The organism is Chryseobacterium indologenes (assembly GCF_018362995.1).
GTDB lineage: Bacteria > Bacteroidota > Bacteroidia > Flavobacteriales > Weeksellaceae > Chryseobacterium > Chryseobacterium indologenes_G.
On the sequence record NZ_CP074372.1, the window covers coordinates 2,378,260 to 2,391,652 of the forward strand.

Annotated in this window: 12 protein-coding genes and 1 pseudogene; 7 read left to right on the forward strand and 6 right to left on the reverse strand. The window is 35.0% G+C overall.

Translation table 11 applies throughout. The features are described from left to right. Positions 1-68 precede the first annotated feature (68 nt). The 3 genes from DYR29_RS10680 (at position 69) to DYR29_RS10690 (ending at position 3,733) form a co-directional block, all read left to right on the forward strand. Positions 69-908 carry an SDR family NAD(P)-dependent oxidoreductase gene (locus tag DYR29_RS10680; protein ID WP_213280455.1) on the forward strand — a complete coding sequence of 280 codons (840 nt, stop codon included), beginning with the start codon at positions 69-71 and terminating at the stop codon, positions 906-908. 168 nt (positions 909-1,076) lie between these two features. Beyond that, positions 1,077-1,991 (forward strand): helix-turn-helix domain-containing protein, encoded by a 915-nt coding sequence (locus tag DYR29_RS10685; RefSeq protein ID WP_213280456.1) that lies wholly within the window; start codon positions 1,077-1,079, stop codon positions 1,989-1,991. A gap of 89 nt (positions 1,992-2,080) precedes the next feature. Beyond that, positions 2,081-3,733 carry a serine hydrolase domain-containing protein gene (locus tag DYR29_RS10690; RefSeq protein WP_213280457.1) on the forward strand — a complete coding sequence of 551 codons (1,653 nt, stop codon included), beginning with the start codon at positions 2,081-2,083 and terminating at the stop codon, positions 3,731-3,733. 63 nt (positions 3,734-3,796) lie between these two features. Here DYR29_RS10690 and rimM read toward each other — a convergent pair whose 3' ends face one another. From rimM to DYR29_RS10720, 6 genes and pseudogenes are all read right to left on the reverse strand, one after another. Continuing rightward, the gene (gene rimM / locus DYR29_RS10695; protein ID WP_047420783.1) at positions 3,797-4,339 is read right to left on the reverse strand and encodes a ribosome maturation factor RimM; all 543 of its coding nucleotides are present in this window, start codon (positions 4,337-4,339) and stop codon (positions 3,797-3,799) included. 14 nt (positions 4,340-4,353) lie between these two features. Further along, positions 4,354-4,920 (reverse strand): 30S ribosomal protein S16, encoded by a 567-nt coding sequence (locus DYR29_RS10700; protein WP_034698991.1) that lies wholly within the window; start codon positions 4,918-4,920, stop codon positions 4,354-4,356. A 196-nt stretch (positions 4,921-5,116) separates the two neighbouring features. Next, positions 5,117-5,629 (reverse strand): nitroreductase family protein, encoded by a 513-nt coding sequence (locus tag DYR29_RS10705; protein WP_213280458.1) that lies wholly within the window; start codon positions 5,627-5,629, stop codon positions 5,117-5,119. A 103-nt stretch (positions 5,630-5,732) separates the two neighbouring features. Continuing rightward, positions 5,733-6,182, reverse strand: a complete 450-nt coding sequence (locus DYR29_RS10710; RefSeq protein WP_047420780.1) for a hypothetical protein — start codon at positions 6,180-6,182, stop codon at positions 5,733-5,735. A gap of 126 nt (positions 6,183-6,308) precedes the next feature. Beyond that, positions 6,309-7,544 (reverse strand): annotated as a pseudogene (locus DYR29_RS10715) (IS3 family transposase). A gap of 84 nt (positions 7,545-7,628) precedes the next feature. Further along, on the reverse strand, positions 7,629-8,159 hold the full coding sequence (locus DYR29_RS10720) for an SRPBCC family protein (RefSeq protein ID WP_213280459.1): 531 nt from the start codon (positions 8,157-8,159) through the stop codon (positions 7,629-7,631). Between the two features lie 198 nt (positions 8,160-8,357). Between DYR29_RS10720 and DYR29_RS10725 the strand changes: the two genes are divergently transcribed. The 4 genes from DYR29_RS10725 to DYR29_RS10740 all read left to right on the forward strand — a co-directional run bounded on the left by DYR29_RS10725 (position 8,358) and on the right by DYR29_RS10740 (position 13,386). Then, positions 8,358-10,376 carry a M3 family metallopeptidase gene (locus tag DYR29_RS10725; protein WP_213280460.1) on the forward strand — a complete coding sequence of 673 codons (2,019 nt, stop codon included), beginning with the start codon at positions 8,358-8,360 and terminating at the stop codon, positions 10,374-10,376. 70 nt (positions 10,377-10,446) lie between these two features. Beyond that, a complete protein-coding gene (locus tag DYR29_RS10730) occupies positions 10,447-11,589 on the forward strand; it encodes a hypothetical protein (RefSeq protein ID WP_213280461.1) in 1,143 nt (380 codons plus the stop codon). A 31-nt stretch (positions 11,590-11,620) separates the two neighbouring features. Continuing rightward, positions 11,621-12,037 carry a DUF1801 domain-containing protein gene (locus DYR29_RS10735; RefSeq protein ID WP_213280462.1) on the forward strand — a complete coding sequence of 139 codons (417 nt, stop codon included), beginning with the start codon at positions 11,621-11,623 and terminating at the stop codon, positions 12,035-12,037. 38 nt (positions 12,038-12,075) lie between these two features. After that, positions 12,076-13,386, forward strand: coding sequence for a hypothetical protein (locus tag DYR29_RS10740; protein WP_213280463.1), 1,311 nt, complete (start codon positions 12,076-12,078; stop codon positions 13,384-13,386). Positions 13,387-13,393: the final 7 nt, after the last annotated feature.

Genomic DNA, 13,393 nt, shown 5'->3' on the forward strand with positions numbered 1-13,393 from the left:
TTGGATACATTTTACCTTCTGTAACTTTCCATCTTTGTACCATCATTTAAACAAAAAAATATTTAAAAATGGAAACAAAAAAAGTATGGTTCGTGACAGGAGCTTCAAAAGGCTTAGGATTCGAGTTGGTAAAAAAATTATTATCCGAAGGATTTCAGGTTGCTGCAACAAGCCGTACCGTTGAATCCCTGATCTCAACCCTCGGAGAGACTTCTGAAAACTTCCTTCCGCTCAGCGTAAACATTACAGACAATAACGATATTAAATCTGCCATTGCCAAAACGGTTGAACATTTCGGAAAAATTGATGTAGTTGTGAATAATGCAGGTTATGGACAAATCGGAACATTGGAAGAACTTACAGATGAAGAGGCGAGAGAAAATTACGCTGTGAATGTTTTCGGAACCTTAAATGTGATCAGAAATGCCATGCCTTATCTTCGTGAACAAAGGTCTGGAAACATCTTCAATATTTCTTCCGTTGGTGGATATTCCGCTAATTTTCCGGGTTGGGGAATTTACTGCTCAACAAAATTTGCTGTTGCCGGATTTACTGAAGCTTTGGCTGAAGAAGTAAAAGATTTCGGAATTCATGCTACTGTAGTGTATCCCGGATATTTCCGTACTGATTTTTTAACTAAAGATTCTGTGAAAACCCCTTCCAATCCTATTCAGGCTTATGAAGCGGCAAGAAATTCTGAACAGGCTCATCTTAATGAGATCAACGGAAATCAGCCTAATGATCCTGAGAAGGCAGCTGATGTACTGATTCAGATCAGTAAAGAGAAAAATCCGCCGGTACATTTATTATTGGGAGTAGGAACGATGGAGTTTCTGAATAATAAGATTGATATCTTAAAGAAAGATGCTGAGAAATGGGAAAGCCTTACCGTTTCTACTGCGATTTAATTTGATACTATCCTTCGACTCCGCTCAGGATGACATTCCTAATACTTAATATTTTAATTTAATCGGATGAATTAAATATAAAACGTTAGAGAATCCAGCCTGACCGGAGTTGAAGGCTTTATGATATCATGCATTATAATTTTTACAAAAAAACTTAACTTCGCTATTATGAAACAGCTTGTTCGTTTTAATTCCATTTCAGATTTTCATGCTTTCTGCAGTCTTCCGAATCCTGAGCATCCACTGATCAGCTTGATAGATTACAGCAAGGTTCGTTATGTTGTAGAAAATGAAGAACTGAAGTGGATCCAGAATTTTTATTCTATTGGTTTGAAAAAAAATGTCACTCCAAAGTTTAATTACGGTCAGCAGCAATATGATTTTGACTCCGGAGTACTGTGTTTTGTTTCTCCACAGCAGTTTTTAAGCCTGGAAATAAGGCAGGATGTTGAAGTAGAGCCTACCGGATTTTTATTACTGATTCATCCCGATTTTCTATGGAATACTGCATTAACCAGGAAAATAAAATCTTATGATTTTTTCAGTTATCAGGTAAAAGAAGCTCTTTTTCTTTCCGATAAAGAAGAGATAATTATTGTTGATATTCTTAAAAATATTGAACGTGAATATCAGGCAAATACCGATAAATTCACACAGGAGCTGATTATTTCACAGATTGAATTGTTACTGATCTATTCTGAACGTTTTTATGAACGGCAGTTTTTCACCCGAAAAAAATCGAGTCATGAACTACTACATAAATTTGAAGACATTCTTTCTCACTATTTTGAAAGCGGAAATCTTCTTGAAAGTGGAATTCCTTCGGTAAAAACAATAGCCGAGCAAATGAATATTTCACCTAATTATCTTGGAACCTTACTCCGCCTACATACGCAGCAAAATACACAGCAGCATATTCAGAATAAATTGATTGATTCTGCCAAAGAACGCTTGAGTACCACAAGCTTATCTGTAAGTGAGATCGCTTATGAATTGGGATTTGAACATCCGCAGTCTTTCAGTAAACTCTTTAAACAAAAGACGAATCAGTCTCCCGGAGAATTCAGAAAGCTGTTCAATTAGAATATATGGCGAATAATAAAATAGCAATGTTAATTTCATTCTATTTTACCAGGAAGAAGTTTGTTACTTTTGTTTAAATACTTCTTCCAATGAAACCAGTTCTATTATTGATCTTTATTTTCACATTTTATCTGTATCAGGGACAAAACAAAAACATAGTCAATCCTGAAAAAATTGAAAATCCGATTCAAAAAAATCATCTCGGAAAAATTGTTTTCGTTAATAAAACTATTGCTCTTGAAAACCTTAAAGATTCGGACTTTCTCAGTTCTTCTTTATTCCAGGAAAACGGAGATCTTGGTATTCATGCTTTTTTTGATAACTCTCTAGTTAATTATCTGCATCAGCTTGAGCCCAATTGGACGGTTGATGAACTGCTCAAAAACGGAAATTATCAGTTCTCATTTTACGTAGACGGAAAACTGATCTATAAAGAAAATCTCAATACAGGTGCAGGCATTGCAGATCATAAAAAAGTTAAAACCACACTGCGAATTCCTCTTCTCAGCAACAAAAACGAAGATTCATGGGGAAGGTATTTATGGATGCGTTTTTATATGTCCCATAACGGGATTGATGCTCTGTCAGAAGGAAATCATACCTTAAAAATTGAAATACGCCCGTATCTCAACGCTTCTACACTCAAAACAGGCCCTGTTATCGCAGAAGGTCAGATCAATCTCAATGTTCCTTCCCAAAATATCCCGGAGCAGCAGATCGCCATTCAACCCATTCAATCCAACAGCGGATGGAAGGTTTCTCAGGAAAAGATCAATACAGAAGCTATCAGAAATCTGAATAAGAAAATTGCAGAAAACAGGTTTAAAAATATAACCGGAATTGTAATCATAAAAAGCGGAAAATTGCTTCTGGAAGAATATTTCAACGGATCAGGAAGAGATTCTTTGCAGGATACCCGTTCTGTAGGGAAGTCATTTTCTTCAGCGTTGACGGGAATTGCTGTCAAAGAAGGATATTTAAAAAGCGAAAATCAATATCTGAAAGAGTTTTACGATTTGAAACAATTTAAAAACTATTCTTCTCAAAAAGAGAATGTTACTATAAAAAGTTTGTTGACAATGAGTTCCGGATTTGATGGGAATGATGAAAATTACGAATCTCCAGGAAATGAAGAAAATATGTATCCTACCGAAAATTGGGTAAATTTTACATTGGATCTGCCAATGACGGAGAATACACCAGGAAAAAACTGGAGTTACTTTACAGCCGGAGTTGTGGTCACCGGAGATATTCTGGATAAAACAGTTCCGGAAGGCTTAAAAAACTATGCAGATAAAAAATTATTCCAACCCCTTGGAATCAAAAATTATAAATGGCAGTTTACTCCGCAGCAAAAGCCTTCTCTGGCTGGAGGACTTCGTATGAAAGCTCTTGATTTTGCAAAATTCGGGCAGCTGTACAGCAATAATGGAGTTTGGGAAGGGAAAACTATTTTGAGTAAAGATTGGGTTAAGAAATCTTTTACCAATTACTTTCCGGACCGTCAGGATTTTGAAGGGTATGGATATTTATTCTGGAGAAAAGTTTATACGGTGGGAAACAGCAGTTATGAAGCTTTTCAATCCAGCGGAAATGGTGGAAACAAAATCATCATCTTCACCAAAATACCCGTTGTAATGGTAATTACCGCACAAGCTTACAACAAACCTTATGCCCATTCACAAGTTGAAAAAATGGTACAGGAATATCTTTTACCCGCCTTAAAAATGAGTAATGAGTAGTGAGTAATAAAGTAATAGTAATGTAGAAAATTGAGGAAGAATAGCTTATTGCTTATTGCAAAACTATTCGTCTTTCTTGGATGGAACCAGAAATACGTCAATAAGACCTTCAGGAAGTTCCATTTTGATTATTCTTTCTTCTCGGTCAACTTCAAGAATCCAGTCTTTGATCATAGGAATAACCACCTCTTTTCCATCCAGATTGGTAATGAAATACACCTGCGCCGTCTGATCATTTACAGATCTGATCACTCCACAGTTATTATCATTTTGATCAAAGATTTCAAACCCGATGATCTCGTGATAGTAGAATTGTTTTCCCGAAAGTTTAGGCAGTGAGGCAAGCGGAAGGTAAACACTTTTACCCAACACCTGGTCTACCATAGCCTCAGAAGAGTTTTTGAATGCAAGATTCAGAGCATCAAGTTTGCTCCATGATGATCTTTCAATAAAAAATGGAACCAATAATCCGTTGATTTCAACGAATATTGATTCCAATTTATTGTAAAGCTCGGGTTGATCGGTATCCAATTTAAGGATTACGTTACCCGCAAGTCCGTGTCTGCGTGTGATTTTTCCTAAAAAATAGCAATCTTCTTTACGCATAACAGGGTTTGTTCTTAAGCTTCAGTGTTTTCTTCAGTTTCAGCAGCAGGAGCTTCTCCTTCTGTAGCTTCAGCAACAACTTCTTCAGCAGGTGCGTTAGCAGCTTCTTCAGCAGCTTTAGCATCAGCCTCAGCTTGTGCAGCAGCAGCAACTCTAGCTTCGTTTACTTTTACTTCAGCTTCTAAAGCAGCTTTCTTAGCATCAGCTTTAGCAGTTGCTAAACCTTCTACTTTACCTTGTACTTTAGAGTCTTTAGCTTCTACCCAAGCATTGAATCTTTTTTCAGCTTCAGCTTCGTCAAAAGCACCTTTAGCTACACCACCTTGTAAGTGTTTTTTGTAAAGAGCACCTTTGTAAGATAAAATAGCTCTAGCAGTATCAGTAGGCTGAGCACCGTTGTTTAACCACTGTACAGCGGAATCAACGTTCAATTCGATAGTTGCTGGATTAGTAATTGGGTTGTAAGTTCCTAGTTTTTCGATGAATCTACCATCTCTTCTAGCTCTAGAATCTGCAACCACGATGTGGAAAAAAGGTTTTCCTTTTTTACCGTGTCTTTGTAATCTGATTTTTACTGACATAATGTTTGAATTTTACGGGAACTCGTCCCAGTTAAATATTTAAGAGTGCAAAGATAGTAAAAAAGTTTGAAGTAAAAAGCTACAAGTAAAAAGTTTTATAAAATTCATTTTCCAGAAGCCGGGAACCTGCTCTCGCTACTCGCTTTTTTCTTTTAGAAAGAAAAAGAGTTTAAACAAACCGCTCGATCAGGGCTATTTATTCCAAATTACCCATATAAAACAATCCCAGACACTTCTGGTTTTCTTCAATAATAAGAGAATCTTTCAATTCATCTACAATTTTGGGAGAACTCCAATAGCATCCGATATTATTCGCTGTACAGGTAAGATACATGTTCTGAACCGCCATTGAAACCGCTGCTATTTCTTCCCATTCAGGAACCATTCCGCTGAAGTTGACTACGATAGAAACTACAACATTGGCTTTATTGATTTTAAAACCGATATCATTGTATTTTTTTTCCAGGAAAAGCTGCTCAGGTGTAATTGTTTTATAGATAGCCTGCATTTCCGAGGCCAGCTGTGTTTTCTCTTCACCTTTGAATATTTTAAAACGCCAGGGTTTTGTACGTTTGTGATTGGGAGCAAGTGTAGCAGCATTTAAAATTTCCTCCAAAACTTCCTGAGATATTTCTGTATCCTGATAATCTTTTGGGAAAATACTTCTTCTTTGCTCTATGATCTCTTTTAAAATGGATGCCTTATTCATGTAACAAAATTACAAAAAAGATGGAAGCAGAAAGCGGGATGAAGGAAGTTTAATATTTAGCCGGATGAAAGATGTCCGAAGCTTGTCAAAATTACTTTTACTTTTACAAAACCTCTATAACCTTCTGATGGATCTTGTTTAAAGTAAATTCATCGCCGGATTTCATACCCATCATTTTTTTGGCCATGGGACTTTCGGGAGAGATTGCATAGAACCGGTCTCCTTCAAAAAAGAATTCCCCTAGTGACACGGATATATAAAACCGGGCCTTATTGGTAATGACCAGCGAGCCAAGCTGTACTCTTTCCGTAGCGGTATTCAGAACTTTTGCCATATTTCTTTTAAGATCATTCAAAGCTCCCAACTGTCGTTGCATCTGGTAAATCTCCTCCTGCATCTCTTCTCTCATACTGTCATATTTCGGAGTTTTTTTGATGTCACGGCTAGCTTCCAGGGTAAATTCGATAAAGTTTTTAAGCTTTTCAATTTTCTCTGCGATGGTAGTTTTCACAAAGTCTCTGATATCACTTTTTTCAAATACGATCTTCTCCATACAATCTATTCTTTATATAAAGATAATATTTTTAGAATAATATTTCTGGGGCTAATATAAAATAACTTGGTAAACAAAATTGGTAAGAAAGAATTGTGAGTCGTCCTAAAATAGGTTGACATAAAATTAGACAATATTTAATCCGGAGAAGTATTTATTTTCTTCGGATTTTTTATGCACTTTATCTGGCGTTTGCATATTAAGACTTAAATGTGGTCTTTTAGTATTGTAGATATTAATACTTTCTTTTATCAAAGAGTTTAAGTCTTGTATATTCTTTGTTTTACAAAACAGAATTCCTGCTTTAATATTCCATTAATTCTCTCAGCCAATGCATTTTGATAACAATCATAACCATCAGTCATAGAAGGTTTTATTCTATTTTTATTAAGCATGTTTTGGTAATAGCCAGAACAGTACTGCAGTCCTCTATCTGAATGATGAATCAAAGGAGTATTTGAAACTCTATTTTTCACTGCCATTTTTAAAGCTTTGGCTACATTCTCAGTATTCATATTTGAGCTTAATGAATATCCCATGATTTTTCTGCTGTAAGCATCTGTTACTAAAGACAAATAGCAGGTAGATTCCCTTGTTTTAATATAGTTATATCGCTTACAAAAACCTGTTCTGCTTTTGCGATCTTTAATTCTTTCAATAAATTAGGATGTTTTCTAAGCCAATGTTTTGAAAAAGTTGTCTTAACATACTTTTTTTGAGCACGCACAAGCATATTCTCTCTTTTTAGATAAGCAAATAAAGCATCTCTGCCTATTTTGATTCCTTCATTTTTGAACCCTTCTTTAAGTAGGTAATAAAGCTTTCTGGTTCCAAGTCTGGGCATTTCCATTCGTACTTTTTGTACGAGTATCTTTATTTTTAGTAATTCTTTTTCACGGGTTAAGCTCCTCTGCTTATTTTGATAAACTGCCTGACGGCTTATCCCAAACAATCTGCACAGCCTGGATATGCTTATTCCTTCTCTGTGGAGTCTGAAGATTGTTGGGAGGAAAACTTTTTTCTGATTTGGGTGCCATACTGCTTATCTGACATATCAATCATGGTATTAAGAACCTTAGTTTTTAGCTTTTCATCAGCTAATTCTTTTTCCAAACGCTTAATTTTTTGAGCCGGAGTTTCTTTAGAGTTATGCATAATATGGAATTTAGGTTTACTCCAATCTAAGTTACCATATCTTCGCAACCAAACCAAAACTGTACTTCTGCCTTGGATACCATATTCTTTTTGGGCTTGTTTATAAGTGTAATAACCGTTTTCTACCTGAGAAACAACTCGTAATTTAAAGCCTATACTGTAATCTCTTTGAGTATGTTTTTCCTTTTTTAATTCTTGAGCTTTCATAATATAAGTTGATTAAGTGTCAACTTATTTCAGGACGGGACATTGTAATAAAAAAAGCCTTGTAAAATTTACAAGGCTTTCATTTTATTTTTCAGCAAGTTTCTTCAGATCACCCAGCCCCTGGCTAAACATTTTATCCATGTTTCCGTTCATCAGTGGTTTCATAATTTTCATCATAGGAGTAAGTTCATTATCTATCATCCAGGTCACTTTGGTACCGCTTCCTTCGGGAACCATAACAAAATTAGCCTTCATATCTCCTTCAAAAGGTTTTATAAAGTGAAGTTTTGTAGCCATTTTCTGATTAGGAACCAGCTCAGTAATTGCCTGCTCTCCTTCTCCTACATTTTTATCACCTTTCCAGTGATAGGAATCTCCTAATTTATCACCGTTCCCTGAATACGTAATCACAATATTTTTATCAGCCTTGGAAAAAGGATCCCATTGATTGTAGCCTTTTAAAGTACCTACATAAGGCCATACTTTTTCCTGGGGCGCATTAATGACAACAGATTTTTCATAATGATAATCTTTACTGAAAGCCAGTATTGCAATTACAGCATAGATGATAGCCAGCACAATGATGGCAGCAATGATTTTTAAGAGTATTTTCATAGTCTATATATTTTAAGGTTATTTATTTTAAATCTGTTTCAAAATTAAATATTCCCGCATCACTCCCACTTTCCATATGACAAGATTATTTAAAGATAAGTATTTTTGTCATAGCTTGTGAGTAAGGCATTATTTTTGAGCGTTTCAGCTGTGATTCCCAATGAATCATTACATTTACCTTTTATAAAAAATCAAAAAATGAATATTTTAACAGAAAAATTTACTACTCCATATCATTCAGCACCATTCAGTGACATTAAAAATGAAGATTATCTTCCGGCGTTTAAAGAGCTGATTCAAAAATCTGAAGCAGAAATTGATGCTATTGTCAACAATACGGATGCACCCACTTTTGAAAATGTTATTGAAGCATTGGCGTATTCAGGAGAACAGCTGGATGTGGTTTCAAATATTTTTTTCAACTTAAATTCTGCTGAGACCAGCGATGAGATCCAGCAGATTGCCCAAGAGGTTTCTCCGATATTAACGGAATATTCTTCAAAAATATCTCAAAACGAAGCCCTTTTCAACAAAATCAAGAAAGTATATGATGAAAAGGATCAATATAATCTCAACGAAGAGCAGGAAATGCTTCTGAATGAAACCTACAAAGGTTTTGTAAGAAGCGGAGCTTTATTGAATGAGGAAGACAAAGAAAAATTAAAGAAAATCAGCATGGATCTTTCTTTAAAGTCTTTACAGTTCGGACAAAATGTTTTGGCTTCTACAAATGCTTATTTTAAACATATTACGAATAAGGAAGATCTTGCAGGAATTCCCGAGGCTATTATCGATCAGTATGCAGAAGAGGCTAAGGAAAGAAACCTTGAAGGCTGGGTAGTGACTTTACAATACCCAAGCTATATTCCGTTCATGACGTATGCTGAAAACCGCGAACTGAGAAAGGAACTGGCGCTGGCAAACGGTAAAAAATCCTTTGATGGCGGAGAATTTGACAATCAGAATCTGATTAAAGAACTACTTAATCTAAAACAGCAGAAAGCTGAATTTATCGGGTATAAAAATTATGCAGATTTCGTTCTGGAAGAAAGAATGGCGAAGTCTCCGGTAAAAGTTTTTGATTTCTTAAACGAGCTTTTAACCAAAGCAAAACCATATGCTGATAAAGAAATTGAAGAACTGAAATCTTTAGCCAAAGCTGACGGAATTGAAGAAATGCAGGGCTATGATCATGCATTCTATGCTGAAAAACTTCGTAAGCAGAAATTTGATCTTAATGATGAGGAATTAAAACCTTACTTCCCTTTAAATCAGGTACAAGAAGCTGTATTTGGATTGGCAGGAAAACTTTTCGGACTGACTTTTGAGGAAAGAAATGATATTCCGAAATACCATGAAGATGTAAAAGTATATGAAGTAAAAGAAAATGGAATTTATAAATCTCTGTTATATGTTGATTATTTTCCAAGAAAAGGGAAAAGAGCCGGCGCATGGATGACCAGCTACAAAAATCAGTATAAGCAAAACGGTGAAAACTTCCGTCCGCATATTTCAATCGTTTGCAACTTCAGCAAACCGACAAAAGATACCCCTAGCTTACTGACGTTCCAGGAAGTGACTACCTTATTCCACGAGTTCGGGCACGCGCTTCACGGGATGATGGCAGATACTCAATATCCTACGCTCTCAGGAACTTCTGTAAAATGGGACTTTGTGGAACTTCCATCTCAGTTTCTGGAAAACTTCTGTTATGAACCTGAGTTCTTAAAAACATTTGCCAAACATTATAAAACCGGGGAAGTGCTTCCTGACGAAAAAATTGAAAAGATTGAACAGTCTAAAAATTTTATGGAAGGCTATCAAACTTTAAGACAGCTTGGATTCGGACTTCTGGATATGAATTATCATACAAAAGTTGGAGAGTTGGAGAATGAAAGTATAAAGGATTTTGAAGATAAATATACCAAAGCAACCACTCTTTATCCTTCCAATGCTGAAACGGCAATGAGCCCAAGTTTCTCCCATATTTTCCAGGGCGGATATTCTGCCGGATATTATTCTTACAAATGGGCTGAAGTTCTGGATGCGGATGCTTTCCAGTATTTCAAGGAAAACGGAATCTTCAACCCTGAGATTGCAGCCAAATATAAAGTATTGCTTTCTTCAGGAGGAACAAAAGATCCAATGGAACTTTATAAAAGTTTCAGAGGCAGCGAACCGAAAGTGGAGAGTTTGTTGAAAAGAGCTTTTGGATAGAATATTAATTTAAAGGTCCTGAATTCAAAGACCTTTATTTTTTAAACTAATAACTATAAAAACACCTATAATGATTGATTATGATATAAAAAATTGGAACCTGCCTCCTTTAAAATACATTGAACATCTTTCAAAAAGTAAAAAATATACTACTAAATCCATTTGGAATCTACGATATAGCTGCCTAAATTTATATGCACTTTTCAGAATCATTTTGAAAGCTCCTAATGGTATATATACTATAATGAAGGAAGGAATGCCTCTAGATAATCCTATATGGTGGGACTTTGCTATTGAACATCCAGCCGGATTTATACATTTAGTTAGAACTTGTAAACAACTTGAAATTACATATTATCATAATGATGAAAGCTTTAATATTCATCAATTCCTTCAAAAAAATTTAGAAAAATATAGAGAAGAAATCAATGGTGAAATTTTGAAATTTGAAAAACATATAGTTTATATTAATCATTATAAAAGTTATTTAAATTCAATAGAAAATTTAGAAAAAGAAATAAAAGAAATAGATTTACAAGAACCTGAAACTATAGCAGGACATCTCATTTCTCAAGAAAAATTAGAGCTGTATACTAATAATTTAGAAAACTATACAAATAATTTAACATTATTCCATCCTAAAGCAAAGTCTTTACTTTTAAACACTGCTTTTATGATAGAATCATTTATAAATATAGTAATTCGAATTGGTATCAAAAAAGAACTGATCATTTATACTGATGTACTTAAAAAATACTTAAATACTTCTTTTAAAGACAAATTACAAAATATAAAATTTTATACCCTTTTTTTCAAAAAAGATATAGATTTAGAATTACAAGTAGTAAAAGATGTTTTGGAACTAATGTCAATTAGAAATAAATACGTTCATTTTGATGAATATTCTAAAATAAATATTTTAGGCGAAGAATATTTTGATGACTCTTTTCCCTTGTTTGATGTTACAAAAAAAACATTCCAAATTGAGGTATTGCAGAAAACATATCTTAATCCAAGTAAAGAGACCATTGATAAACATTATAAAAATGCTTTTGAATTCAAAGATTACATATACAGTATTATTGATGATAAATACGTAGATGCTATAAAAAAATTAGTACAAGTAAATCCCTTAAGCTATAATACCAAACGTAATGTTTATTCTTCCATTTTCCCAAGCGCTATAATGGAATTTTATCTTCCTCAAAAATGAAACATTTCATCTTTATATTTAGAAATTTCACATGACCATCCAAGAACAGATCAAAGACTATATTGACAGACAACCTGAGAAGAAGCGCAATGATATGCAGGAACTCCATCACATCATTCTGGACCTTATGCCGGAATGCCAGTTATGGTTTCTGGATGGAAAAAACAGTGAAAATAAGACTGTTTCCAATCCCAATATCGGATATGGATTCTACACCATACAATATACTGATGGAAAAACCAGAGATTTTTATCAGATCGGAATGAGTGCCAATACTTCCGGAATCTCAATTTATGTTCTCAACATTGCCGATAAAACCTATCTGAGCACAACCTATGGATATAAAATAGGTAAAGCCAGCGTAACCGGATATTGCATTAAATTCAAAGCGTTGAAAGATATCAACATTGAAATCCTGAAAGCAGCAATAAAGGATGGTCTTAAGTAATATATTTGTGAATAAAAATATCTTTTAACTTTGTCTTTATGGCAACAATTAAACAGCTTTATACAACCTTAGATGAACGCAGACGTCCAGAAGATGTTGCAGAAATGATCGTTGATTTCATGAAAAGCGATCTGAAAATTCAGGAACATGCTATTTTAAGTAAAGCAGCCAGCCGTTCGCTGAATAAAAACTTCTATGGATATACCTCGATGCTGGAAACTTTTGGAACAGCCATCGGAGCAGGAAAGCAGATCAAAAAAGCGATTGAGATTTTTAAAATCAATGAAAAAGAAAATTCAGGGTATAACAATGTGGATGAAATTGAAGTCTTCCTAAAAGAAGTGTCTCCGATTATTCACAAAGATATCGGACAAAATGATTTCAGAAGTGACCGCCTTAACAGGGAGCTGAGGAAGTTGGCCGGACTGGATATTTCTAAGCGGAACTACAATAAAAAATGGAGACTGCTAAAACGAATTGAGATCAGGCTTCAGAAATTTATTCAGGAATCAAAAAAAATTGAGCTTCAGAAAATTGCCAAGCACGGTCTTTCTCATACCATCAGCTTTGAAGATTTCTCCGTTGATATGAATACCGCATGTTTTATTGCTTACTTCAATGCGCGCAGCAATCTGAGAAGCACATTTACCAATCAAAGTCAGGACAGACCTTTTGATGAAATATGTGAAATGCTTTTCAACCGATGTAAACAAAATCCGTCAGAAACAAACTGGTCAGCTATTTCCTATATCTACTCTTCCAAAGAAGTTTTACAGCATTTGACAGATGAACAGAAAGGAAATTTATTAGGTAGATGGACCGTTATTCTTGAAGAAATTTCAGAATTTCTGGAAATACTTTGGAATGAAAATGATATCTACCGAAAAACCATGGCTGTCAAAAAAGGGAATGATTCCACCACCTGGAATAATACGGCCGGAGCCTGGAATAAAGCCAGAGATAACTGGATGAATCTGATTTATGCGCTAGGGCTCGATTCTGTTCTTGACGATCTCTGCTTTGGAAAAGTAATGCGTCTGATGGCTGCCGATGTTATCGCATGGCACTTATCTTCCGGCGGTAAGATTGATCCCAATACAGAAGTGTGGAATAATGTACCTTTGCCGTGGGAAGTTTTTCAGGAAAAAGTTTTTTGTAATAAAGAAACCATTGTCAATGCTTGTAAAGAAGCTGGCATAGATCCTGAAAAATCAGGTTGGATTGCACCCCGTACTCATGGAGTAAGCCCGTTCAGACCCACTCCCGAACTGGTTCATGGTGTAACGGTTTCAAATCCTTTTTTAGCAAAGGTTTTAAAACAGAATAAATATTTTTCAGGAAAAATCTGAAAGAAAA

Excerpts from the sequence above, each read along its gene's own strand:
- DYR29_RS10690 (WP_213280457.1), top strand. The coding sequence starts at position 2,081 with ATGAAACCAGTTCTATTATTGATCTTTATTTTCACATTTTATCTGTAT.
- DYR29_RS10735 (WP_213280462.1), top strand. The coding sequence starts at position 11,621 with ATGACCATCCAAGAACAGATCAAAGACTATATTGACAGACAACCTGAG.
- DYR29_RS10725 (WP_213280460.1), top strand. The coding sequence starts at position 8,358 with ATGAATATTTTAACAGAAAAATTTACTACTCCATATCATTCAGCACCA.
- DYR29_RS10685 (WP_213280456.1), top strand. The coding sequence starts at position 1,077 with ATGAAACAGCTTGTTCGTTTTAATTCCATTTCAGATTTTCATGCTTTC.
- DYR29_RS10740 (WP_213280463.1), top strand. The coding sequence starts at position 12,076 with ATGGCAACAATTAAACAGCTTTATACAACCTTAGATGAACGCAGACGT.
- DYR29_RS10705 (WP_213280458.1), bottom strand. The coding sequence starts at position 5,629 with ATGAATAAGGCATCCATTTTAAAAGAGATCATAGAGCAAAGAAGAAGT.
- DYR29_RS10730 (WP_213280461.1), top strand. The coding sequence starts at position 10,447 with ATGATTGATTATGATATAAAAAATTGGAACCTGCCTCCTTTAAAATAC.
- DYR29_RS10710 (WP_047420780.1), bottom strand. The coding sequence starts at position 6,182 with ATGGAGAAGATCGTATTTGAAAAAAGTGATATCAGAGACTTTGTGAAA.
- rimM (WP_047420783.1), bottom strand. The coding sequence starts at position 4,339 with ATGCGTAAAGAAGATTGCTATTTTTTAGGAAAAATCACACGCAGACAC.
- DYR29_RS10700 (WP_034698991.1), bottom strand. The coding sequence starts at position 4,920 with ATGTCAGTAAAAATCAGATTACAAAGACACGGTAAAAAAGGAAAACCT.
- DYR29_RS10720 (WP_213280459.1), bottom strand. The coding sequence starts at position 8,159 with ATGAAAATACTCTTAAAAATCATTGCTGCCATCATTGTGCTGGCTATC.
- DYR29_RS10680 (WP_213280455.1), top strand. The coding sequence starts at position 69 with ATGGAAACAAAAAAAGTATGGTTCGTGACAGGAGCTTCAAAAGGCTTA.